The following is a 22,073-nucleotide window of genomic DNA, read 5'->3' on the forward strand; positions in this document are numbered from 1 at the left end:
TACTCTCAGGCTACGGGCCGGTTCTGGCCTCGTGAACGAGGGAGTTCGTCATGAACGACAAGTCCAACGCCAAGAAGGCCGGAAAGTCCCTCAAGGAGAAGCGCGCCGACAAGGCGGACAAGCGGTCCCGTGCCGCGGACCACGCGAGCGCCGTGGAGGCGGTCGTCACCAAGAAGAAGCGGTGAGCGTGCCCGACCATCTGCGACTCGGCCTGCTCGGCACCTCCCGCAAGCCGGACGAACGCCGTCTCGCGATCCACCCCGCCCATCTCGAGCGCATCGACGCGGACCTACGCGCCCGGATCGTCGTCGAGCACGGTTACGGCGACCGCTTCGGGGTGAGCGACGCCGTCCTGGCCGGGCAGGTCGGCGGCGTGCTCCCACGCACCGACCTGCTCGCCGAGGTCGACGTGGTGGTACTGCCCAAGCCGCAGCCCAGCGACCTGGCGGAACTGCGTGAGGGGCAGACCCTCTGGGGCTGGCCGCACTGCGTACAGGACCGGGCGATCACCCAGCTCGCGATCGACCGCAGGCTCACCCTGATCGCGTTCGAGGCGATGAACCACTGGACCAGGGACGGCGGGTTCGGCCTGCACGTGTTCCACAAGAACAACGAGTTGGCCGGCTACTGCTCCGTGCTGCATGCCATGCAGCTGCGCGGCTTCACCGGTGACTACGGGCGGCGCCGACGAGCCGTCGTGATCGGCTTCGGGGCCACTGCCCGTGGCGCTGTGACCGCGCTGAACGCTCACGGGGTTCACGACGTCCACGTCCTGACCAACCGGGAGGTGGCCGCGGTCGGCTCCCCGATCCCGTCCGTACGGATCCTTCGCCTGGACCACGATGACGATCCGTCCCGACCGAGCCACGTGATCAGCGAGGTGGGCAGGGTGCCACTGGCTCCGTTCCTCGCGGACAGCGACATCGTCGTGAACTGCACCCTGCAGGATCCGCTGGCACCGCTGACCTATCTGCACGAGCAGGACCTGGCGCTGCTGCGGCCCGGCAGCCTCATCATCGACGTCTCCTGCGATGACGGGATGGGATTCAGCTGGGCCCGTTCGACGAGCTTCGCGGACCCGATCTTCGTGGTGGGCGACCACGTCTACCACTACGCCGTCGACCACAGCCCGTCCTATCTGTGGGACTCCTCGACGTGGGAGAACAGCGAGGCCCTGCTGCCGTTCCTGCGCACGGTCATGGAGGGCCCGACCGGATGGGCCGGGGACGAGACGATCAGCCGAGCGATCGAGATCCAGGACGGACGGATCCGCAATCCGGACGTCCTTCGGTTCCAGGGGCGTGCGGACGCCTACCCGCACGCAGTGCTCGAGGGTCAGGACCTCGGGCTGCCTGCTCAGTAGCGGATCGCGTCGATCGGCTTGACCCGCACCGCCACGAGGGCCGGCAGCAGCCCGGCCAGCGCCCCGATCGCCGTGGCGGCCACCAGCCCGGTGACCGCTGCGGAGACAGGGAACGGTGGCAAGTCCTGGATCGTGCCCCAGCCGATCAGGGACTCGATCGGGGCGTTGCGTACCGCGACCACGGCGATCCCGACCCCGACGACGCCGGCGAGTACCGTCGCGACCAGCGACTCCATCATGATCGAGAAGAAGATCCGCCCCGAGGACGCGCCGAAGGAACGGCGGATGCCGATCTCCCGGATGCGTTGGCGCACCGTCACGAGTGAGATGTTCACGAGACTCAGCGCACCGAGCATCAGCACCAGCACGCCGATGCCCGTGACCACCAGCTGGAAGACCTGGTCGAACGCCTCGATGCCGAACGCGTCCTGGCGGTAGATCTGGACCTGTGTCCCGGCGCCGAGCGCGGCGCTCAGATCCCGGTTCAGATACTCCTCCGCGACCTCGGCGTCCTCCGGCGGCACCCACACCTCGAGTGCCGGGACGGTGAAGTACTCGGGGTTCGGCGGGATCCACCGTTCGTACGCCGAGCTCAGGATGTAGGCCTCCGGGTACGCGCCGGGCCAGAGGTCGGCGATCACGCCGGTGACCGTCGCCCGGACCGGCTCGCGGGCACCGATCAGCACGGTGGGGCGTCCGGACAGGTCGGTGACGCCGAGCTCGCGCAGGAACGCCTCGTTCACCACCAGCGCGGGAGAGTACCGGTCCGCGTCCGCCGCGGTGAACCAGGACCCATGGATCGGGGCGATCCGGTGCATCGTCCCGTACGGCGGGTCGACCGCCTGCACCGTGACGTCCCAGGTGGCCGTCGGCATCCGGACCGGCATCGTGGAGTACGTGATCAGTGAAGCCTGCTCGATCTGGTAGCGGTCCACGAACTCGCGGAACGCCGCGGTCGTGGCCGTCGCGTCCAGCGTCGACGTCTCGGACCAGGCGTCCACGCGGAACGTCGCCGGCCGCCCGCTCTGGGCCTCGCTGAGTTCCGCCTGGGCCTGCCGGGTGATGTCTCCGAGCGCCGTGACGCCGGTCATCGCCGCCACCGCCACGGCCACGCCGATGAGCGAGAGCAGCACCCGCAGCCGATGGATCCGAAGTTCACCCCACGCCTCGACCAGGGCGCCGACGAACCCGGTCATGCCGGTCCCGCCTCGGCCTCGGCGAGGGCCGGGACGGCCTCCGGGTCGACGACGTCCGTCGCGGTCAGTGGATCGCCGAGCTCGGCGAGGGTCCCGGCGGTGCGGGGCGCGATCGTGATCGGGGTGAGCACGCCCTCGCCGAGCCGGAAGTGGCGGGTGGCCCGGGCGGCGACCGCGAGGTCGTGGGTGATCGCGATCAGCACGGCGCCGGTGTCGGACGCGATCTCGTCGAGCATGCTCATGATCTCGGCGCCGGTGTCCACGTCCAGGGCGCCGGTGGGCTCGTCGGCGAGGATCACCCGCGGGGTGCGGACCAGGGCGCGGGCGATCGCGACCCGTTGCTGCTCGCCGCCGGAGAGTTGTTCGGGCTTGGAGTCCAGCCGGTCGCCGAGGCCCATCCGGTCCAGCATCGAGGCGGCGATCGAGTGTCGCCGCCAGAACGTGCGGCCGCGTGCGTACAGCAGTGGCGCGATCACGTTCTCCAGGGCGGTCCGCCCGGGCAGCAGGTTGAACTGCTGGAAGACGAAGCCGAAGTCGTCGCCGCGGCGCCGGGCCCGACGGCGGTTGCCGAGTCTGCCGATCGGGGTCCCGTCGAGCAGGTACTCGCCGTCCGTAGGGGCGTCGAGCAGCCCGAGGATGTTCAGCAGGGTGGACTTCCCGGTGCCCGACCTGCCCACGATCGAGATGTGCTCACCGGCGCCGACGCTCAGGTCGACCCCGCGCAGGATGTCCAGGCGGGAGTCGTCGGGCAGACGGACCGTTCGGGTGATCCCGCGCAGCTCCAGGAGGCTCATCCGACCCCCGGGTCCATCGCGTAGGGATCGATGGGTTCGATCTCGGCGCCCGGGACGAACTCGAGGACCAGGTCGCCGGCCGCCACGCCGTCGACGATCTGGACCAGTTCGCCATCCGTGAGGCCCAGGGTCACGGGTCGCTCCTCGGGTTCGCCGTCCGGACCGACCACCCAGACCACCCCGGTCTCGAACAGTCCCTGCACAGCGGTCACCGGCAGGACCAGGGCGTCGGCGGCCTCGCCGCTGGTGATCACCAGCGAGGCGGTCAGGCCGGGGAACACGGTGACCTCGGCGGGCACGGAACACCGGGCCTGCACGGTGGTGCCGTCGGTGGGGGCCTGGGCCCCGCCGTCGGGCTGCTCGTCGGGGGCGCCGTCGGCGCTTGTGGCGACGCCCGTGGTCAGGCCGGTACAGGTGAACGGGGCGGGCCCGCCGGGCACCTCCACCTGCCCCTCGGCCGGCGCCGAGATCAGGCGGTACTGCTGTTCCGGGGTCAGCGAGCCGAGCACGGAGAACGTGCCGGGCGTGACGGTCGCGACCGCATCGCCGATGGAGACGGCCTGGTCCTCGAGGACGGAGAACCGGACCACGCCCGAGGCTGGTGCGCGCACCACGGTGGTGGTGACCTCCGGGCTGCGCGGGGTGACGGTGACGTTGCCCTCGTCGTCGGTGCTCTCGACCGGATCGCGCGGCGTCTCCTGCCGGATGACGAGCAGTCGGTCGCCCTCGGTGACGACGGCGCCCTCGTCCACCTCGAAGTAGTTGATGGTGCCGTCCAGATTCGCCCGTGCGGTCACGGCGCCGTCGGCGACGATCGTGGCCGCCAGGGTCACCTGATTCGTGATCGTGGCGGTGGTGACCTCCACCTGGGGCTCCTCGAACACGGCCGAAGGTTCCTCGGGACCGGCGTCGGGATCCCCGGTCGGCGTGGTGCCGCCGCCGAAGGCGAGCTGCAGCAGCGCGACGGCGATCACCGCCCAGATCACGATCCGCAGCGCCGGAAAGACGATTCGGCGCGTGACACCCATGGCAACAGCCCCCTGCAGTCGTTCGGCGTGACCCCGGGACCGGCGCCCACGCCGGTCCGCACCCCCTGTGCTCGGGTCAGCCTAGCCACAACTGGCCGCCGTGTGTGCGGGCTTGAACGCTGGGCGCTCATGAGCTCCGCGACGGACCGTGCGATGTACGGGTACTCATCGGCAGCGGCGTTTGACGCAATCGCCCGGGGTCGCGCGGTCAGTCCGCCGGGCCGGGTCCTGCCGGTGGGCCGGCGGTCGTGCCCCGATCGTCATCGGCGGCCGTCGGCAGGGTCGTCATCGTCCACAGCGGTGAGAGCACCACCGGGAGCGCCGCGAGGAGCGTGCCGATCACGGCGAACCACAGGGCCCCGACCACGCCGAACGAACTGCCGAGCCAACCGCCGAGCAGGCCGCCGAACGGCATCGTGCCCCAGACGATGAACCGCACCGACGCGTTCATGCGGCCCAGCAACCGGGGCGGGCACAGTCGCTGGCGGAAACTCACCGTGGCGATGTTGTAGACCACCATCATCGTGTAGCTGAGCCCGAGTCCCACGATCAGCGTCACCGTCGGCGGGACAGGCAGCACCGACGCGAGCGGGACCAGCGCGATCGGGATCCCCATCGCGAGCGCGCTCACCGGGACCAGCCTGGCCTCGCCGATCCACTCCGCGGCCCTGCGGCCGAGCAGCGCGCCGATCAGCGCACCCACCGACGCGGCGGAGAAGATGGTGCCGAGCGCCGCCTCACCCAGGTCCAGGTCACGCAGGATGTACAGGGCTTGCAGCGCGGACAGGATGCCCCACGCGAGGTTGCCGAGCGCGGTGCAGGCGACCATCCGGCGCAGCAGTGGCTCCCGCAGTACGAAGGACAGGCCCTCCCGGATCTCCACCACGAGCGGCCGCCGCTCATCCCGGGGCGGCAGCGTCTCGCGGTGCGCAATCCGGGACACGAAGAGCGCGGAGAACACGTAGGTCAGCGCGTTGAACCCGATCAGCGCACCCGAGGTGACGAACCGAAGCAGCACCCCGGCGGCGGCGGGCCCGGCCACCTGGGCGACCGACGCCGTCGCCTGCAGTTTGGCGTTGCCCTCCACCACGTGATCCATGCCGACCAGGGCGGGCACGTAGGACTGGTGCGCGACGTCGAAGAAGACCGTGGCGCTGCCGAGCAGCAGGCCGGCCACGTAGAGCAGGGGCATCGATGCGGTGCCGGTCAGGGCGGCAACGACCACCCCGGCCAGGATGACGGCGCGGAACAGGTCCGCCGTGATGAGCACCGAGCGCTTGCGCATCCGGTCCACCCACGCCCCGGCCGGCAGGCCGATCAACAGGAAGGCCGCCATGTTCGCGGCGGAGAGCACCCCCATCTGCCACTCGGTCGCCTGGAGCGCGCCGACGGCGAGCACCGGCAGGGCAAGGCCGGTGAACTGGGCGCCGAGCTGGCCGAGCGCATCGCCGGCCCAGAGGTGGCGGAAGTCCCGGTGGTGCCACAGCGCCCGGGGCTTGTCCGCAGGGTCCGGTGGCCCGGCCGCTGCGGTCGCGTCCGCGCCAGGATCGGGGGTGCTGGTCTCGACCATGTGACCATCGTGGACGCAGTGATTGGGAAATGTCAATCACTAGGGAGAGGTCACGTGTCGGTTCCTGGGTAGCATCGGGTCATGACCGACGCGGCCGTCCCCGGCACCGCCGCAGACGCCGATGCCCGGGCTCTGAGTTCGGCCCTGCGGATGCGGATCCTGAGGTTGTGCCTGGACGAGGCGCTGACCAACAAGGAGATCGCCGGGCGCCTCGCGATGGCTCCGGCGACCACGTTCCACCACGTGCGACTGCTCGCTGATCGGGGCTTCCTCGCCGCCCAGCCGGAGCGGCAGGGCAAGCGGGGCGCCCGGGAGGTGCCCTACCTGGCGACCCGCAAGTCCTGGCGCACGCCGATGGGGCCGGGTCAGGGACGGATCCTGATCCAGGCGTTCCTGGACGAGTTCGCCCTCTCCGATCCCGCGCGGGCCGAGGTGGTCCGGCTCGGGCTGCGGCTCAACGAGGAGGATCGGCACGATCTGTTGCGCCGGTTCTCGGACCTGTTCGCCGAGTATGCGGCCCGCGAGCCGGACCCCGACGGTGAGCCCGTGTCACTGTTCTTCGCTCTGCACGAGGACGCCGGACGGCTGCGCCAGATCTGACTGCGGCTAGCCCTGCGACCTGCCGGCAGCACCGATGGTGTGGGTCTGGCCGTAGCCGGAGTCCAGATCGGTGATCCGGACCTCGATCATCCCGTTCCGGTCGATCACGTACCGCTCCTCGACGAGCGGCCCGTCGTCGCGGCGGTGCACCTCGGCGGCCGACACGTCCGCGGTCCGGTCCGCGCCCTGGAGGGCGGGATCGAACGGGAAGGTCACCTGGGCGAACGGGACGATGTTGCCGCGCGGTTCACCGGTGGCGTCGATGGCTGTGCACTCCACGAACCGGAACCGGCCCACGTTGTGGGCGGCACGGTACCGGCGCACGATGACGGCGTCCTCGTCGGCGTCGGCCGGCAGCGCCGCGTCCGGGCGCAGGATGGCGTCGAAGCTCAGCCGGGCGCCACCGTCGCGCTCGCGGAACACCCCGAAGCCCCGGGAGAGACGGTCCGAGAGCGTGAACTCGGCATCCGGGTCCGCGGCGATCGCCAGCCCGATCGCGGTGGACGCCGCCGGCAGCGGCGACCGGTGCACGCGGCGGCCGTACTGCTCGCGCAGCAGGCGGGGCACCAGCGGGAGACCGCTGCCACCGCCGACCAGGTAGATGCCCGCGATCTCGGTGAGGTCCTCGGCGGACTCCGGGTCCGCCGCCTCCGCGGCGGTCCCGGCCGGGTCGGGCTCGTCGTCGGCGGGCAGCGCCGCGAGGAGCGGGCGCATCGCGTCGATCGTCTGCTGCAGGAGCGGCGCCGCGGCCTCGTAGTAGTCGTCGACCCCGACGGTGACCTCGGTGTCACCAACCTCGAGGGCGATCCGCCGCGACTGCGGGGTGAGTCGTTCCTTGGCGTCGCGGGCCTGTTCCCGCAGGCTCTCGAGGAGCTCGGGATCCCGTGTGCCGGAGGCGCCGGCCGCTGCGAGCGCGCACCGCACCAGGGCCTCGTCGAAGTCGTCGCCGCCGAGCCGGTTGAGGCCGGCGGTGGCGAGGACGTCGTGGTCGGTGTCCCGCACGTCCACGAGCGAAGCGTCGAAGGTGCCGCCGCCGAGGTCGTAGACGACCACGCGGGTGCGTCTGGAGCTCACGGTGGTGCCGCGGCGGTGGGTGTACTCGAAGCCGGCGGCGGACGGCTCGTTGATCATGGCGGTCACCGTGAAGCCGGCGCGCCGGAACGCCTCCAGGGTGAGGTAGCGCTGTGCCCCATGGGCGTGCGCCGGGACCCCGACCACGGTCCGGGAGGCCTCGCGTGCCCGAGCGTTGCGGGCTGCGCGGGGCAGGTTCGAGCGTTCGTACAGGGCGGTCCGGAGCGCGGTCAGGAAACCGGTCAGGACGTCGAGGATCGGCTCGGTGCGTGATCCGATGGCCACGGGTGTCGCCCCGGTGACGTCGGCTGCGGCGAGCGTCCGCTTGAAGGAGCGGAGGGTCGCCGCACCGGCGTGACCGGCAGCAACCGCGTCGAAGCCGTAGACGAGTTCGCCGGCATCGTCGGCCACCACGGACGGGAAGTGGTCGTGCGCGTCACCGTCGCTGTCGAGGAAACTCACCACCGGGTAGTTGCCCCGGTCGGTGGCGGCGACGATGGTCCGGGTGGTGCCGAGATCGACGCCCAGGTGCATGGCCTCAGCCTAGCAACGCAGCCCTCAGGCGGCCGTGCCGTATCGCGGGGATCCGGGCCCTGCCGTGGAGCGGCTGCGACCATCGGCGACCTGCCCGTCGGGCAGGTCGCTGTCCGGCTCAAGGGTGACGCCGGACTCCACTCGTGCCTGGGCGCCGATGCGGCTCCGGCTGCCGATCCGGGCCCGCGCACCGACGTGGGCGCCCGGCCCGATGCGGACGTTGGACGCGATCCGCACCCCGGTGTCGATCCGGGCTCCGGGTTCGATCCACCCGCCGGAGCTGATGTGTGCCCCGGCGCCGATCACGGCACCCGGGTCGACCCACACGCTCTGCGCCAGGTAGGCACGCTCATCCACGGTGGCGCCGGTCGCAACCAGGCCACCACCGTTCTCGTGACGGCGATAGCGCACGGACCGGCCGTCATCGTGGTCGAGGACTTCATACTTCTTGATTCGCATGGTTCTGACATAACGCATGACGACCGGTAGATGTTCCCGGGCACGTCCGCCGGGTGGGCCGGCCTCAGACGTCCCGGTGGGCGGGACCGGACGGGGTCGCGAGCAGGAACTCCGGTGAGGTGAAGCCCGCGTCGGCGAACGCTGCGGAGACCGCATCGGCCACGGCCTCGGCGGTTCCCGCCTCGATCAGGGCGATGGCGGAACCGCCGAAGCCGCCACCGGTCATCCGGGCTCCGAGGGCCCACGCGGCCCGGGCCGCGGCAACGGCCACATCCAGTTCCGCGCAGGTCACCTCGTAGTCGACGCGCAGCGACTCGTGCGAGGCGTCCATCAAGGGGCCGACGTCCCGGATCCGGCCGGCGTCCAACAGCGCCACGAACTCGGTGACCCTGGCGATCTCGGTGACCACGTGCCGGACCCGGCGGCGGCTCACGTCGTCGCCGAGGGCGGCCAGCGCGTCCGTGAGATCGGCGGGATCGATCTCGCGCAGGGTCGGCACCCCGAGTGCCTCGGCGGCCGCCTCGCAGGTGGCGCGACGCTGGGCGTACTGGCCGTCCACCAGGGCGTGCTCGGCCCGGGTGTCGATGACGAGCAGGTCGAGGCCGGCCGCGGAGAGGTCGAACGGCACCTGTCGGGTGGCGCCGTCGCGGCAGTCCAGGAGCAGGGCGTGGCCCGCAGCGCACCGCAGTGACGCGGCCTGGTCCATGCCCCCGGTCGGTGCCCCCGCCACCTCGTTCTCGGCGCGCACGCATGCCTGCGCCAGGAACGCCCGCCCCTCGTCGCTCGACGGGTCGGGACCCGTCCAGGCCGCGCCCACGCGGTCGGCGATCGCGACGGCGAACGCGGACTCCAGCGCCGCCGAGGAGGACAGCCCCGCCCCGTACGGGACGCAGGATGCGACCGCAGCGTCGAACCCGGGCACCGTGACGCCCGCCTGCGCCAACGCCCACGCCACGCCGGCAGGGTACGCGGGCCAGCCCTCGACCGAGCCTGGGCCGACCGCGGTCAGCTCGGACGACCACACGCCCGACTCGCGGCCCGAGACCAGGCCAAGTCCGCCGTCGTCCCGGGTGCGCAGCGCCACGAAGGTGCGGTGCGGCAGCGCGACAGGCAGGCACAGGCCGCCGTTGTAATCGGTGTGCTCGCCGATCAGGTTGACCCGGCCGGGAGCGGACCAGACACCGTCGGGCTCCCCGCCGAAGACCTCGGCGAACTGTGCGCGGGCCGAGGCGGCGCCGTCGGTCGGGGTCCAGGGGTCGATCATCGCGAGTCCTCGTGGTCGGGTGCTGGGTGCGGGTGCTTCGGGCGCGGCACGGCCGGCGCCGCGCCCATCCTGCCCCATGGTCCGGCTGTGCGCGGCCACCCTCGCGGGTGCGGCACACTAGGAGAATGGATCGCAGGGGACACAGTCGGTGATCGGCCGATGAGTGCTCCGGAGCGGATGGGTGCGCAGGTCCGCATCGGAGTCTCCATTCCGATCCCGGAGCCGTACAGCGCGAGCCTGACCCGGGCCCGCATCGAGGCCGGCGATCCGCTGGCGCACTCGGTGCCGCCGCACATCACCCTGATGCCGCCGGCGGTCGTCGAACCCGACGATCTCGCCGAGGTGACCGAGCACCTGCGGGCGGTCGCCACCGAGCATCCGCCGTTCGTCGTGGAGCTGGGGGGTACGGACTCGTTCCGCCCGATCTCGCCCGTGGTGTTCGTGCGGCTCGCCGCCGGTGCGCAGGCGTGCGAGCGGCTGCAGCGGGCCATCAACGCCGGGCCGCTGCGCCAGGAGCTGCGGTTCCCGTACCACCCGCACGTGACCATCGCGCACGAGATCGACGATGCCGGTCTGGATGCCGCGAACGCGGCCATGGAGGCCTTCGACGCGGTGTTCCCGGTGGCCCACTTCTCGCTGTACGAGTACGGCGACGACGGCGTCTGGCGGGACGTCAGCAACTTCGTGCTGACCTCCTGATCGCACCGACCACCACGTCGGTGTGCGGCCGCTGGTGCCGGTCGAGGTGCGGTGCGCGTCCGGAGCCGGGAAACTGGCTTGCATGGCTGCCATCACGTCCCGGGTCAAGGCGATCCTCGCGTGGTGGAAGCAGACCAGGCCCGCCCGTGGCCTCGCGCGTTATGGCGCGGCCAACGGTGCGCTGCTCTCCGGCGGGATCGCCTACTCCGCGTTGTTCTCGATCTTCGCCGGGCTCACCATCGGCTACACGATCTTCATGGCCGTGCTCGGCTCGAACACCGAGCTGCGGGACGCCGTGCTGGACTCGATCAGCGACGCACTACCCGGCATCATCCAGACGCCCGACAACCCCGACGGCCTGATCAGCCCCGAGGATCTCGTGTTGTCCACCGGCGCCGGGATCGCCGGGATCATCGCCGTGGTGGTCCTGATCAACGCGGCCACCACCGTGATGGCCGCCCTGCGCACCGCGATCCGGGCCATGTTCGGCATCGTCGCGCCGAGCGAGAACGTGGTGGTCGGCAAGCTGCGCGACCTCGGCGCTTACTTCGGGCTCGCCATCGCCGTGCTGCTCACCTCGGCGCTCGGCGTCGCGGTCGGCGCTGCCGGTGAGTACCTGCTCGGCCTGATCGGTGCCGACGGCAGCACCGCGGGCCGCTGGGTGCTGCGGGTCGTCGGGCTCCTCGTGGTGCTCGGCATGGACCTGCTCGTGTTCGTGATGCTGTACCGGGTCCTCGCCGGGGTGCGTCCGCCCCGCCGCGACCTGTGGCTCGGCGCGCTGGTGGCCGCGGTCGGCGCGGGTGTGATCCGCTACCTCGGCACGAGCATCGTCGGCAGCGTCGAGGACAACCCGCTGCTGCAGACGTTCGCCGCCCTGGTCACGCTGCTGCTCTGGGTGAACCTCGTGGTGCGGGTGACGCTGATGGTGGCGGCCTGGACGGCGAACCCGCCCGCGGCACCGGAGGTCACCGAGGAGATGGTCACCCACCTCGACGAGCATCCGAACTACGTCACGGTCTCCGAGCCGGCCACCCTCGAGTGGGACCACGATCCGGTCACCGGCAAGATCCGTCCCGAGGAGCCGCCTCCCGGGCCCGAGTACTGGGGCGGCATGATCGGGTGGGTGCGGCGCAAGTGGCGGGCGGTCCGGGAGGAGTCCCGCACCCATCGCGAGGCGCTCGAGCGGCACCGGGAGTACGCAGAACGGGACTGAGGGGCGCCGGCGCCGGGGCGTCATCGACATCTCGAATCGGTCGGCGCCGCTCGGCTGATTCGCCGGCTTCGGGACCGGCCCGCACCGCCGGGCCCTAGGCTGACCCGATGAGCCAGACCTTCTACGCGGTGATCCCCGCCGGTGGCGCGGGAACCCGCCTCTGGCCACTCTCGCGCGCGGGCCACCCGAAGTTCCTGCACGACCTCACCGGGTCCGGCCGCACCCTGCTCCAGGCGACGGCCGACCGGCTCGCACCGCTGGCCGACGCCACCCTGGTGGTGACCGGGACCGCGCACGCCGAGGCGATCGGTGCGCAGTTGCCGGACCTCTCGCCGGAGGACATCCTGTGCGAGCCCAGCCCGCGTGACTCGATGGCCGCGATCGGCCTGGCGGCGGCCGTGCTGCTGCGGCGCCACCCGGACGAGGACGTGGTGCTCGGCTCGTTCGCGGCCGATCACGTGATCGAGGGCCGGGCTGCGTTCGAGCGCGCGGTGCGCACCGCCGTCGCCGCAGCCCGCCGGGACCTCGTGGTGACGATCGGCATCGCCGCGGATCATCCGTCCACGGCGTTCGGCTACATCGAGATGGGCGAAGCGGTCGACGGCGGGGGAGCGGTCGGCGAGGAGGGCGGCGCCCGGCACGTGGTCGCCTTCACGGAGAAGCCCGACGCCGACACCGCCGCCGCGTACCTGGCGACCGGCTCCTACCGGTGGAACGCCGGCATGTTCGTGGTCCGGGCGACCGTGCTCCTCGAGCACCTGCGCCGGCTGCAGCCGGCGCTCGCCGACGGCCTCACCGCGATCGCCGCGGACTGGGACACCGACCGCCGGGAGGAGACCCTGGCGCGGCACTGGCCCGCCCTCACCCGGATCGCGATCGACCACGCGATCGCCGAACCGGTCGCGGCGGCCGGCGGCGTCGCCGTGGTGCCCGGTGACTTCGGCTGGGACGACGTGGGCGACTGGGCCGCGCTCGCCGACCTGCTCCCGGCGGCCGCCGGGGGTGTGCTCGGGTCCGCCGCCGACGTGCTGGTGCGGGACTCGACCAGGTCGATCGTGGTGCCGGCGGCCGGGCGGACCGTGGTCCTGCTCGGCATCGACGACGCCGTGGTGGTGGACACCGCGGACGCGCTCCTGGTGACCACGAGGGAGCACGCGCAACGGGTCAAGGACGTCGTGGGACTGCTCAAGGAGTCCGGGCGAGCCGACCTGACCTGATCCGGGTCGGCGTTCGACACTCCGCCGCTGACTTCGCACGTAGGCGGCTGATTTCGTACCCACACCCGGTGCGAGGTCGGCGCCGTGGGTGCGATGTCACGGTCGGTGACCAGCGTGACCAACTCGTGATCTCGATGTCAGGGTCACCGGCTTGATTCCGGTGGTCAACACGTGTCAACATATGTGCAACACGAGTTGAACGAAGGAGTTCAGATGCGAATCATCCTTGACACCGACATGGCGATGGGCGCGCCCGGTTCCGAGATCGACGACGGCTTCGCCCTCGCCCTCCTGCTTGCCGACGACACGTTCGACGTCGAGCTCGTCACGTCCGTCAACGGCAACATCGACGTGGAGTCCGGCACCTACCTCAGTGTCGAGCTCCTCGAGCGCCTCGGCCGGCCGGAGATCCCCGTGGTCCGCGGGGCCGCCGCGCCGATCGTGGAGCCGGACCGCGCGCGTTCGGCGCCGGAGGAGGTCCGGGCCCGCTTCGGCCACCACAAGGCGGCTCCCGGGTTCGCCGCGGCAGAGATCGCCCGCCGCGTGCTCGCCTCGCCCGGTGAGATCACCATCGTGGCGATCGGCCCGCTGACGAATGTGGCGGCTGCGATCGCACTCGAGCCGACGGTGGCCGGAGCGGTCAAGGAGATCGTCGTGATGGGCGGGGTGTTCCTCGGCCACACGAATGTGCGCCGGATGCCCGGTGAGTTCAACTGGTGGGTGGACGCGCTGGCCGCGCGGGCGGTGCTGCGCAGCGGCGCACCGGTCCGGCTGGTGGGCCTGGACGTCACCACCAAGGTGCGGCTGACCCGCGAGCACGCGGCCACGATGGCGGCCGGCGGGCGGCCGTTCGGGGAGTTCGCGGGCGAGTGCACGATCGCCTGGCTCGACCGTCTCGGTCGCGAACACCCCGGCGACCCCGAGGCCGGCCGCTCCTGCGCGATGCACGACCCGCTGGCGGTGGCGGCGATCTCCCGGCCCGAGCTGCTCACCTGGGTGCCCGCGCACGTGGACGTCGTGGCCGCCGACGAGGTGGGCCGCGGCGTCGCGATCACCGACCTGCTGACGGGGCATGACGCGCCGCCGGCCAACGCAACGGTGGCGACCGCCGTCGACGTGGAGGCATTCATGACCTACTTCCTCGACCGCATCGCCGCGCTCTGACGCGACCCGAACAACACAGCCAGTCCCGATCCTCCGACACCGAAGTCACGAAAGGACACATCATGCGACGCACCACCCGTGCGGCCGGCACCGTCGGCGTCATCGCCCTCCTGCTCACGGCCGCCTGTTCCTCCGAATCGGACGGCGGTGGCGACGGGGGCGACGGCTCCTGGAGCCTGCCCGCCGAGGACCCGACCGCCACGATCCAGGTGCTCGGGCACCAGGACGCCGAGGACATGCAGCCCGTGCTCGACGCGTTCGCCGAGGCCCACCCGACGATCACCGTCGAGTACGAGGCCGTTCCGTTCGACCAGCTCAACTCGATCCTGGACGCCCGGATCGGGAACCAGGACGGCAATCCCGACGTCTTCTGGGCGGACCAGCCCCGGATCCCGGCGCTCGCGTCCCGCGGCTACACCGAGGACCTCAGCGAGCAGTTCGCCGACGACCTCGACGCGTTCGACCCGGCACCGGTGGAGTCCAGCTCGTTCGACGGCAGCCTCTGGGCGCTGCCGATCGCGAACTCCACCCAGCTCCTCTACTACAACAAGACCCTGCTGGACGCCGCCGGTGCCGAGTACCCCTCGGCCGCCGTCGAGGACCGGATGACCTGGGAGGAGGTCACCGAGCGGGCGCAGGCCGCCGTCGACGCCGGTGCCCAGAACGGACTGCTGTTCGGTCAGGTCAACCGGTACTACCAGCTGCAGCCGCTGCCGATGTCACTCGGCGGCTCGGCGGGTGGGACCGGCGACGGGAACCTGACCCCGGACCTGACCACCGACCCCTGGGTCGAGGCGATGACCTGGTACGGGTCCATCTTCGCCGACGGGCTCTCGCCACAGGGCGTGACGCCGGAACAGTCCGACGCCGAGTTCCTCACCGGCAACACCGCCTACATGGTGCAGGGGCCGTGGTTGCTGCCGCAGCTCTCCGACGCCACCTTCGAGTGGGGCGTGGCAGCGCACCCCGCCTTCGCCGACGGTGAGGCGGTCACGCCGACCGGTTCCTGGTCGCTGGCGATGAGCCCGTTCAGCGACGACAAGGACGCGGCCGGCATCTTCATGCGGTGGATGTCGGTCGAGGACGGCGGCGGGTACGCGCTGAACTACGCCTCACCCGAGCTGCCGGCAACCCCCGAGGGCAAGACCGCCTACTTCGAGCGCGACGTGTTCGACTCCGACTCCGGCCAGGACGCGGTCGCCATCATCGACTACGAGTCGTCCAACACCGCCGTACCACGCCTCCAGACGGTGGGCTACGTGGAGTTCGAGGAGATCCTCGGGCGGGCGTTCTCCGACGTCGCCAACGGCACCGACCCTCAGACAGCGCTCGAGTCGGCCACCGGCGAACTCGAGACCGCCTGGGCCCAGTACCAGTAGGGCCGTCGATCCGATGAGTGTGCAGCACGAGGTTCCCCGCACCGGTGTGAGGACATCACGCGGTGCGGGGAACCCACCCCCGCGACGGCTCTCCCGGCGCCGCAAGGAACTCGCCTGGGCCGTCGTCTTCCTGGCCCCGGCGATCATCGCGATCCTGACGCTGCGGATCGCGCCTAGCGTCGGGGCCGTGATCTCCAGCCTCCACCGGGGCTTCCCCGGCGGCGTCCTCGAGCCGGTGTTCAGCGGCTTCCGGAACTACTCCGACCTGCTCGCCAACGAGGCGTTCCGCGACACCGTGGTGCGCACGGTCGTGTTCAACCTGATCATCAACCCGCTCCAGGTCGCCATCGCGCTCATGGTCGCGGTGCTGGTGACGCGCAAGATCGGGGCACCAGGGATCTGGCGGACGTTGATCTTCATCCCCGCCACCGTCCCGATCGTCGGGTCGAGCATCGTCTGGGGTGTCGCGCTCCGGCCTGAAGGGCCGATCAACGCGATCATCGAGGCGTTCGGAGGCTCACCCCAGCCGTTCTTCACGTCCGGCGACCAGGCCCTCGCCTCGATCATGCTCGTGCTCTCCTGGATCGGGATCGGCTATTGGATGTTGTTCCTGATCTCCGGGATCCAGGCGATCCCCGAGGAGTACTTCGAGGCCGCCCGGCTGGACCGGGCCGGCCCGATCCGCACGTTCTTCTCGATCACGATCCCGCTGCTGAAGCGACCGCTGCTGTTCGTGCTTGTCGCCGATACGGTCGCGAACTTCGTGGTGTTCGTGCCGATCCAGATGCTCACGAACGGAGGGCCGCAGAACAGCACCACGATGCAGATGTTCAACGCCTACCGGACGACCTACACGTACGGGAGCAAGAACCTCGGCGCCGCCGAGGTCGTCATCCTGACGCTGATCATGCTCGTCTTCGTCGCGATCCAGTTCCGGATGCTGCGTGAGGACCGCCCGACGAGGAGTCGTCGATGACCGCCATCACCACCGCCACCCGACCGCGCCGGGGCCGCTCGGAGCGCAGGTCCGTCGCGCTCACCATCCTGGCCGTGCTCGTGGCCGCCGTGTTCGCGTTGCCCGCCCTCTGGCTCCTGATCGGGTCGGTCCGGCCGAGCTCGGAGATCTTCGGCTCACTCTCGCCGCTGTCATGGCGGATCCTGGTGCCGAGCTCGGTGAGCCTCGACAACTACGTCACCCTGCTCACGGGCTCCTTCGGCCGGGCGCTGGGAGTCTCATTCCTGGTCTGCGCACTGACCGTCGCAGTCGGCGTCATCGTCTGCGCCCTGGCCGCCTACGCGTTGGCCGTGCTCCAGTTCCGCGGGCGCGGTGCGGTGTTCGCGTTCGTCGTGATCAGCTTCATGGTGCCCTTCGAGGCCATCGCGATCCCGCTGTCCCAGCTCTTCACCAGCTGGGGCCTGACGAACACCATCATGGGACTGGTGCTGCCCGGGATCGGGAACGGCCTGGCGATCTTCAACCTCCGGCAGCACTTCCTCGCCGTGCCCACGTCCTATCGGGAGGCCGCGACGATCGACGGGGCATCCGAGCCGCGGGTGCTCTGGTCGGTGTACTGGCCACTGGGCGGCTCGGCGCTGGCAAACTCAGCGCTGCTGATCTTCCTCGGCCAGTGGACCGCCTACCTGTGGCCGCTGCTCGTGATCTCCGAGTCGCGTCTTCAGGTGGCGCCCGTGGCACTCTCGCGCACGTTCGGCGAGCACACGTTCGACTACGGGCAGAACTTCGCCGGCGCCGTCGTGCTCTCCGTCGTGCCCGCCGTCATGATGTTCATTCTGCAGAGGTCGTTCGGCGGCCTCTCGCTGGCAACGGGAGAGAAATGACAGCTGGGGGAGCGCCGATCACGGTCATCGGATCCGCGAATCTTGACTACATCGTCCGGGTGCCGACCGCACCCGGACCGGGCGAGACCGTGCTGGCCGGGACCATGCGCAAGAGCCCGGGCGGCAAGGGGGCGAACCAGGCCGTGGCGGCGGCACGCCTCGGCGGCCTGGTCAGGTTCGTCGGGTGTGTCGGTGACGACGACGACGGAGCGCTGCTCCTGCGCGAACTGCGGGCGGAGGGCGTCGACAGTACCGAGGTCGAGGTCATCACGGGTGAGCACACCGGGCTCGCGATCGTCGCCGTCGAGGACTCCGGCGAGAACTCGATCGTGGTCGTACCGGGGGCGAACTTCGCGTTGACGGCGACGCGCGTGACCCGCGTCGTGCGCCGCCGCGCGGGCGGGGGGCTCGTGGTCCTCCAGGCCGAGGTGCAGCCGAGGATCATCGCCGCCGCCGCTACCGCGGCGCACGAGTCCGGATCCCGGTTCGTGCTCAATCTCGCGCCGTTCGTGGAGCTGGACGCGGACGTCCTCGCGGCCTGCGACCCGCTCGTGGTGAACGAGTCCGAGGCGGCGGCGATCACCGGGCGGCCGGTCGGCAGCGTCGGCTCGGCGCACGAGGCCGCCCGACAGCTGCTCGAGCGGGCCAGGTCCGTCGTGATCACGCTCGGCGCCCGCGGGGCGGTCTGGGCGGACGCCGACGGGGCCGGCGTGGTGCCGGCCCCGGCCGTCGACCGGGTGGTCGACACCACCGGCGCCGGCGACGCGTTCGTGGGGGCGCTGGCGGTGCGCCTTGCTCAGGGTGCCGGCCTGCGCAGCGCCGTCGAACTCGGTGTGCGGGCCGGGACGTACGCGGTGGCCCGGGACGGCGCGCAGTCCTCCTACGCCATGAGCGGCGAGCTCGTCGACGTGGCCGCCGGGTCCTGATGTCGATGTGCCACCGACGGCACGGTAGGTTCGGGCCGTGACGGCGAGGACGCGGTGGCGATGGCGGTGACCCGAGCGGAGGTCGCCGCGTTGGCAGGCGTGTCCCCGGCGGTGGTCTCGTACGTGATCAACGGCGGTCCCCGGCCGGTCTCGGACAAGGCCAGGCGCCGGGTCGAGTCCGCGATCGAGGAGCTCGGCTATCGCCCGAACGCCATCGCGTCCGCGCTGCGCGGCGGCATGACGCGCTCGATCGGGCTGCTCACCCCGAGCCCGCGGAACCCGTTCTTCGCCGAGGTGGCCGAGGCCCTCGTCGGCGAGCTCTTCCAGCGGGGCAACACCCTCTCGATCGGGATCACCGACGACGACCCCTCCAGGGAGGCGCTGTACCTGCGATCGTTCCTGGACCGCCGGGTCGACGGGCTCATCGTCACCTCGGTGCGCGCCATGGCCACGCTCGCAGAGCTGCGGCCCGACGGTGTCCCGACCGTGGTCTTCGACCGCGTCGGCGAGGCCGAACGCTCCGACTCGGTGTCCAGCGTGCACATCGACAACGGGCAGGCCGCCGCCTACACCGTGGAGCACCTCCAGGAACACGGTCACCGGACGATCGCCTGCATCGCCGGGCCGTGGCCGGTCGCCCTCTCCGCCGAACGGATCGAGGGCTGGCGCACGCAACAGGAGCGGGTGGGGGCCGACGCGAGCAACGCGCTGGTCGAGCATGCCGAGTTCTCCGAGGCCGGCGGGCGTGAGGCCGCGCTGGCCTTGCTCGGAGAGTCGTCCCGGCGCGGATCCGCCGGCGCACCCGCGCCCACGGCCCTCTTCGTCGAGTCGGACACGCAGGCGTTCGGCGCGATCCTGGCCTGCCACGAACTGGGTCTGCGGGTACCGGAGGACGTCGCCATCGCGGCCATCGACGGCACCGCCGCCGGCCGTTTCGTCCAGCCCTCGCTCACCAGCTTCCGCCAGCCCATCGTGGAGATGGCGCGGCTCGCCGTCGGGACCCTGCTCGAGCACATCCACGCCCCAGGGCTCGCGCCGGTGCACTCGGTGCTCCGCGGAAACCTCGTGATCGGGCGCAGCTGCGGCTGCGAACCGCGGACCTGAGCGCCGCCGACATGGACACCAGGCGGGCACGGGAGCGCTAGGCAGTAGCCTCGGGGGGTGTCGAAGCCCGCTGCCCTGACGTCCCGGATCAACGCCCTAGCCGCCGAACTCGACCCCGAGTTGCGCGCGCTCCGCCGCGACATCCACGCGCACCCGGAACTCGCGCGCACCGAGCACCGGACCAGCGAGCTGGTCGCGGCCCGACTCGAGGAGGCGGGCCTGACGGTGCACCGGGTCGCGGGCACCGGCCTGTACTGCGACATCGACCCCGCGGGCACCACGGACGCGCTGCAATCGCGTCGGTTGCGCCGGGTGGCGTTGCGGGCGGACATGGACGCACTGCCGCTGCAGGAGACGTCCGGGCTCGACTACGCCTCCACCGTCAAGGGCGTCACCCATGCCTGCGGGCACGATGCCCACACCGCCGTCGTGCTCGGCGCCGGCCTCATCCTGGCGAGCCTCGCGGCCGAGGGGACGCTCGAGATCGGGGTGCGCCTGATCTTCCAGCCCGCCGAGGAACTGCAGCCGGGCGGAGCCCTGGACCTGATCGAGGCCGGCGTGCTCGCGGGCGTCGACCAGATCTACGCGATCCACTGCGACCCGAAGTTCGACGCCGGGCAGGTGGGCACCCGGATCGGGCCGATCACCAGCGCCTCCGACACGATCACGGTGACCCTGTCCTCCACCGGCGGCCACACGTCCCGGCCGCACCTGACCGGTGATGTGGTGTACGCGCTCGGCCTGGTCGCGACGGTCACGCCGGCCCTGCTCGGCCGGCGTCTCGACCCGCGCTCCGGGGTGAACCTCACCTGGGGGAGCGTGCGCGCCGGCACCGCGGCCAACGCGATCCCGTCCGTGGGGGTCCTCACCGGAACCCTGCGCTGCCTGGACGTGCGCGCGTGGGACCGCGCCGAGGACCTGCTTCGCGAGCTGATCGACCAGGTGGTCGCCCCGACCGGGGTGGACGTGGATCTCCAGATCCAACGGGGCGTGCCGCCGGTGGACAACGACGAGCGCTGCGTGCGCCACATGGACGACGCCGCCGAGACGATCCTCGGACCCGACTCGGTCCTGCTCACCGAGCAGTCGCTCGGCGGGGAGGACTTCGGCTGGTACCTGACCAGGATCCCCGGCTCGATGGCTCGGCTGGGCACTCGGACGCCTGGCGGTCGCACGTTCGACCTGCACCAGGCGGACCTGGTCATCGACGAGTCCGCGATCGGGGTGGGGGCGCGGTTCCTGGCCCAGGTGGCGGTCCAGGCGGAGTCCCAGGGCATCGATCGGCGCACCCCGACGGCGTGAGCCGTGCGGGCCGGTTCGCGTCCGGTCGGGTGCGGCGTTCGGTACCAGTTCGGTAACGCTTTGCCCGAACGTCTCACCATGTAACACGAACGAGATATCCGCCGGTCTACTGTCTCCCCCTAGGTGACCCACGGAACGCGTCGACCGCACCGTGGGATCCGGGCTCGCGACACCCCGCGAGCCGCCGAAGAGACACAGGAGTTCACGTGAAGAAGCCGATCTACGCGGTGGCCACCCTCGCCGTCGCCGCCCTGACCCTGGCCGCCTGTGGCGCCGCCCCCGAGGACGAGGAGACGACGGGCGGTGGCGACACCGAGACCACCGCGGAGGCCCCCGACAACTCCGACTTCATCGGCTGCATGATCTCCGATGAGGGTGGCTTCGACGACGCCTCCTTCAACGAGTCCGGCTTCGAGGGCCTCGAGCGCGCCGAGACCGAGCTCGGCATCACGATCCAGTCGGCCGAGTCCACCGACCCGGGCGCGTACGCAGGCAACGCCGACGCGATGGTGCAGGCCGGCTGCTCGCTGATCATCGGCGTCGGCTTCGCGCTCGAGGACACCATCCAGGCGGCCGCCGAGGCCAACGAGGACCTGCACTTCGCGCTGGTCGACTCCGCGTTCTCGGCCCCCGACTTCTCCCCGGTGGAACTGCCGAACGCGAAGCCGCTGCTGTTCAACACGCAGGAGGCCGCGTTCCTGGCCGGCTACCTCGCCGGCGGCATGACCCAGACCGGCACGGTCGCCACGTACGGCGGGCAGGCGTTCCCGTCCGTGACGATCTTCATGGACGGCTTCGTCGACGGCGTCGCCGCGTACAACGAGGCGCACGGCACGGACGTGCAGGTACTCGGCTGGGACAAGGACGCGCAGGACGGCTCCATGACCGGTGACTTCACCAACACCGAGAACGGCTACAACACCACGCAGCAGTTCATCGCGGCCGGTGCGGACATCATCCTGCCGGTGGCCGGCCCGGTCGGTGCCGGTTCACTGTCCGCGGCCTCCGAGCACGAGGGCGTCTCGGTGATCTGGGTCGACTCCGACGGCTTCGAGCAGGAGTCGAACGCCGAGTACCAGGACCTCATCCTGACCTCGGTCATCAAGCTGATCGGCAACTCGGTCTTCGACACCATCGACGCCGCGGTGGCGGGCGACTTCGACCCCACGCCGTACGTCGGAACGCTGGAGAACGGCGGCGTGGACCTGGCCCCGTACCACTCCTTCGAGGACCAGGTGCCGGCCGAGCTGCAGACCGAGATCGAGGACCTGCGGGAGCAGATCATCGCGGGCGACCTCGTCATCGAGTCCCCGAGCGCGAACTGATCCGTCCGTCATAGTCGGCGGCCCGG

21 protein-coding genes are annotated in these 22,073 nt (G+C 71.3%); 14 read left to right on the forward strand and 7 right to left on the reverse strand.

The features are described from left to right. Positions 1-50: 50 nt before the first annotated feature. Positions 51-185: a hypothetical protein gene (locus GKS42_RS26755; RefSeq protein WP_269455295.1), complete on the forward strand. Its 135-nt coding sequence runs from the start codon at positions 51-53 to the stop codon at positions 183-185. Then, positions 182-1,363 carry a N(5)-(carboxyethyl)ornithine synthase gene (locus GKS42_RS06085; RefSeq protein ID WP_154793028.1) on the forward strand — a complete coding sequence of 394 codons (1,182 nt, stop codon included), beginning with the start codon at positions 182-184 and terminating at the stop codon, positions 1,361-1,363. Before GKS42_RS26755 ends, GKS42_RS06085 begins: the two co-directional genes overlap by 4 nt. Here the strand turns inward: GKS42_RS06085 and GKS42_RS06090 are convergent. The 4 genes from GKS42_RS06090 to GKS42_RS06105 all read right to left on the reverse strand — a co-directional run bounded on the left by GKS42_RS06090 (position 1,357) and on the right by GKS42_RS06105 (position 5,951). Then, on the reverse strand, positions 1,357-2,559 hold the full coding sequence (locus GKS42_RS06090) for an ABC transporter permease (protein ID WP_154793029.1): 1,203 nt from the start codon (positions 2,557-2,559) through the stop codon (positions 1,357-1,359). The genes GKS42_RS06085 and GKS42_RS06090 overlap by 7 nt on opposite strands. Beyond that, complete coding sequence (locus GKS42_RS06095) at positions 2,556-3,353, reverse strand: ABC transporter ATP-binding protein (protein ID WP_154793030.1); 798 nt, start codon at positions 3,351-3,353, stop codon at positions 2,556-2,558. Before GKS42_RS06095 ends, GKS42_RS06090 begins: the two co-directional genes overlap by 4 nt. Further along, positions 3,350-4,381 carry an efflux RND transporter periplasmic adaptor subunit gene (locus tag GKS42_RS06100; protein WP_154793031.1) on the reverse strand — a complete coding sequence of 344 codons (1,032 nt, stop codon included), beginning with the start codon at positions 4,379-4,381 and terminating at the stop codon, positions 3,350-3,352. Before GKS42_RS06100 ends, GKS42_RS06095 begins: the two co-directional genes overlap by 4 nt. A 208-nt stretch (positions 4,382-4,589) precedes the next feature. After that, complete coding sequence (locus tag GKS42_RS06105) at positions 4,590-5,951, reverse strand: MFS transporter (RefSeq protein WP_154793032.1); 1,362 nt, start codon at positions 5,949-5,951, stop codon at positions 4,590-4,592. Positions 5,952-6,032: 81 nt separating this feature from the next. Here GKS42_RS06105 and GKS42_RS06110 point away from each other — a divergent pair, with 81 nt between their 5' ends. Then, entirely contained in the window at positions 6,033-6,551 is a 519-nt protein-coding gene (locus GKS42_RS06110) for an ArsR/SmtB family transcription factor (RefSeq protein ID WP_154793033.1), read from the forward strand. Positions 6,552-6,557: 6 nt separating this feature from the next. Here the strand turns inward: GKS42_RS06110 and GKS42_RS06115 are convergent, their stop codons facing one another. The 3 genes from GKS42_RS06115 to galK all read right to left on the reverse strand — a co-directional run bounded on the left by GKS42_RS06115 (position 6,558) and on the right by galK (position 9,879). Further along, entirely contained in the window at positions 6,558-8,156 is a 1,599-nt protein-coding gene (locus GKS42_RS06115) for an Hsp70 family protein (RefSeq protein WP_154793034.1), read from the reverse strand. Between the two features lie 24 nt (positions 8,157-8,180). Further along, a complete protein-coding gene (locus GKS42_RS06120; RefSeq protein WP_154793035.1) occupies positions 8,181-8,615 on the reverse strand; it encodes a transferase in 435 nt (144 codons plus the stop codon). A gap of 64 nt (positions 8,616-8,679) precedes the next feature. Further along, a complete protein-coding gene (gene galK / locus GKS42_RS06125; protein ID WP_154793036.1) occupies positions 8,680-9,879 on the reverse strand; it encodes a galactokinase in 1,200 nt (399 codons plus the stop codon). A gap of 159 nt (positions 9,880-10,038) precedes the next feature. On the opposite strand from galK, the gene GKS42_RS06130 reads away from it, so the two are divergent. The 11 genes from GKS42_RS06130 (at position 10,039) to GKS42_RS06180 (ending at position 22,047) form a co-directional block, all read left to right on the forward strand. Then, entirely contained in the window at positions 10,039-10,578 is a 540-nt protein-coding gene (locus GKS42_RS06130; RefSeq protein WP_154793037.1) for a 2'-5' RNA ligase family protein, read from the forward strand. Between the two features lie 82 nt (positions 10,579-10,660). Continuing rightward, the gene (locus tag GKS42_RS06135; protein ID WP_154793038.1) at positions 10,661-11,791 is read left to right on the forward strand and encodes a YihY/virulence factor BrkB family protein; all 1,131 of its coding nucleotides are present in this window, start codon (positions 10,661-10,663) and stop codon (positions 11,789-11,791) included. Between the two features lie 107 nt (positions 11,792-11,898). Continuing rightward, positions 11,899-13,008, forward strand: a complete 1,110-nt coding sequence (locus GKS42_RS06140) for a mannose-1-phosphate guanylyltransferase (RefSeq protein WP_154793039.1) — start codon at positions 11,899-11,901, stop codon at positions 13,006-13,008. 213 nt (positions 13,009-13,221) lie between these two features. After that, positions 13,222-14,172: a nucleoside hydrolase gene (locus GKS42_RS06145; protein ID WP_154793040.1), complete on the forward strand. Its 951-nt coding sequence runs from the start codon at positions 13,222-13,224 to the stop codon at positions 14,170-14,172. Positions 14,173-14,234: 62 nt separating this feature from the next. After that, a complete protein-coding gene (locus tag GKS42_RS06150) occupies positions 14,235-15,551 on the forward strand; it encodes an ABC transporter substrate-binding protein (protein ID WP_154793041.1) in 1,317 nt (438 codons plus the stop codon). Positions 15,552-15,597: 46 nt separating this feature from the next. Continuing rightward, positions 15,598-16,527 (forward strand): carbohydrate ABC transporter permease, encoded by a 930-nt coding sequence (locus tag GKS42_RS06155; RefSeq protein ID WP_232847949.1) that lies wholly within the window; start codon positions 15,598-15,600, stop codon positions 16,525-16,527. Continuing rightward, entirely contained in the window at positions 16,524-17,390 is an 867-nt protein-coding gene (locus GKS42_RS06160; RefSeq protein ID WP_154793043.1) for a carbohydrate ABC transporter permease, read from the forward strand. Before GKS42_RS06155 ends, GKS42_RS06160 begins: the two co-directional genes overlap by 4 nt. Then, positions 17,387-18,316, forward strand: coding sequence for a ribokinase (locus tag GKS42_RS06165; protein WP_154793044.1), 930 nt, complete (start codon positions 17,387-17,389; stop codon positions 18,314-18,316). The genes GKS42_RS06160 and GKS42_RS06165 overlap by 4 nt, the downstream gene beginning before the upstream one ends. A gap of 60 nt (positions 18,317-18,376) precedes the next feature. Then, positions 18,377-19,420, forward strand: coding sequence for a LacI family DNA-binding transcriptional regulator (locus tag GKS42_RS06170; RefSeq protein ID WP_154793045.1), 1,044 nt, complete (start codon positions 18,377-18,379; stop codon positions 19,418-19,420). Positions 19,421-19,477: 57 nt separating this feature from the next. Beyond that, entirely contained in the window at positions 19,478-20,722 is a 1,245-nt protein-coding gene (locus GKS42_RS06175) for an amidohydrolase (protein ID WP_154793046.1), read from the forward strand. Between the two features lie 206 nt (positions 20,723-20,928). Continuing rightward, positions 20,929-22,047, forward strand: coding sequence for a BMP family lipoprotein (locus tag GKS42_RS06180; RefSeq protein WP_154793047.1), 1,119 nt, complete (start codon positions 20,929-20,931; stop codon positions 22,045-22,047). The last annotated feature ends 26 nt before the right edge of the window (positions 22,048-22,073 follow it).

The organism is Occultella kanbiaonis (assembly GCF_009708215.1).
GTDB lineage: Bacteria > Actinomycetota > Actinomycetes > Actinomycetales > Beutenbergiaceae > Occultella > Occultella kanbiaonis.

Excerpts from the sequence above, each read along its gene's own strand:
- GKS42_RS26755 (WP_269455295.1), top strand. The coding sequence starts at position 51 with ATGAACGACAAGTCCAACGCCAAGAAGGCCGGAAAGTCCCTCAAGGAG.
- GKS42_RS06090 (WP_154793029.1), bottom strand. The coding sequence starts at position 2,559 with ATGACCGGGTTCGTCGGCGCCCTGGTCGAGGCGTGGGGTGAACTTCGG.
- GKS42_RS06095 (WP_154793030.1), bottom strand. The coding sequence starts at position 3,353 with ATGAGCCTCCTGGAGCTGCGCGGGATCACCCGAACGGTCCGTCTGCCC.
- GKS42_RS06100 (WP_154793031.1), bottom strand. The coding sequence starts at position 4,381 with ATGGGTGTCACGCGCCGAATCGTCTTTCCGGCGCTGCGGATCGTGATC.
- GKS42_RS06105 (WP_154793032.1), bottom strand. The coding sequence starts at position 5,951 with ATGGTCGAGACCAGCACCCCCGATCCTGGCGCGGACGCGACCGCAGCG.
- GKS42_RS06110 (WP_154793033.1), top strand. The coding sequence starts at position 6,033 with ATGACCGACGCGGCCGTCCCCGGCACCGCCGCAGACGCCGATGCCCGG.
- GKS42_RS06115 (WP_154793034.1), bottom strand. The coding sequence starts at position 8,156 with ATGCACCTGGGCGTCGATCTCGGCACCACCCGGACCATCGTCGCCGCC.
- GKS42_RS06120 (WP_154793035.1), bottom strand. The coding sequence starts at position 8,615 with ATGCGAATCAAGAAGTATGAAGTCCTCGACCACGATGACGGCCGGTCC.
- galK (WP_154793036.1), bottom strand. The coding sequence starts at position 9,879 with ATGATCGACCCCTGGACCCCGACCGACGGCGCCGCCTCGGCCCGCGCA.
- GKS42_RS06130 (WP_154793037.1), top strand. The coding sequence starts at position 10,039 with ATGAGTGCTCCGGAGCGGATGGGTGCGCAGGTCCGCATCGGAGTCTCC.
- GKS42_RS06135 (WP_154793038.1), top strand. The coding sequence starts at position 10,661 with ATGGCTGCCATCACGTCCCGGGTCAAGGCGATCCTCGCGTGGTGGAAG.
- GKS42_RS06140 (WP_154793039.1), top strand. The coding sequence starts at position 11,899 with ATGAGCCAGACCTTCTACGCGGTGATCCCCGCCGGTGGCGCGGGAACC.
- GKS42_RS06145 (WP_154793040.1), top strand. The coding sequence starts at position 13,222 with ATGCGAATCATCCTTGACACCGACATGGCGATGGGCGCGCCCGGTTCC.
- GKS42_RS06150 (WP_154793041.1), top strand. The coding sequence starts at position 14,235 with ATGCGACGCACCACCCGTGCGGCCGGCACCGTCGGCGTCATCGCCCTC.
- GKS42_RS06160 (WP_154793043.1), top strand. The coding sequence starts at position 16,524 with ATGACCGCCATCACCACCGCCACCCGACCGCGCCGGGGCCGCTCGGAG.
- GKS42_RS06165 (WP_154793044.1), top strand. The coding sequence starts at position 17,387 with ATGACAGCTGGGGGAGCGCCGATCACGGTCATCGGATCCGCGAATCTT.
- GKS42_RS06170 (WP_154793045.1), top strand. The coding sequence starts at position 18,377 with ATGGCGGTGACCCGAGCGGAGGTCGCCGCGTTGGCAGGCGTGTCCCCG.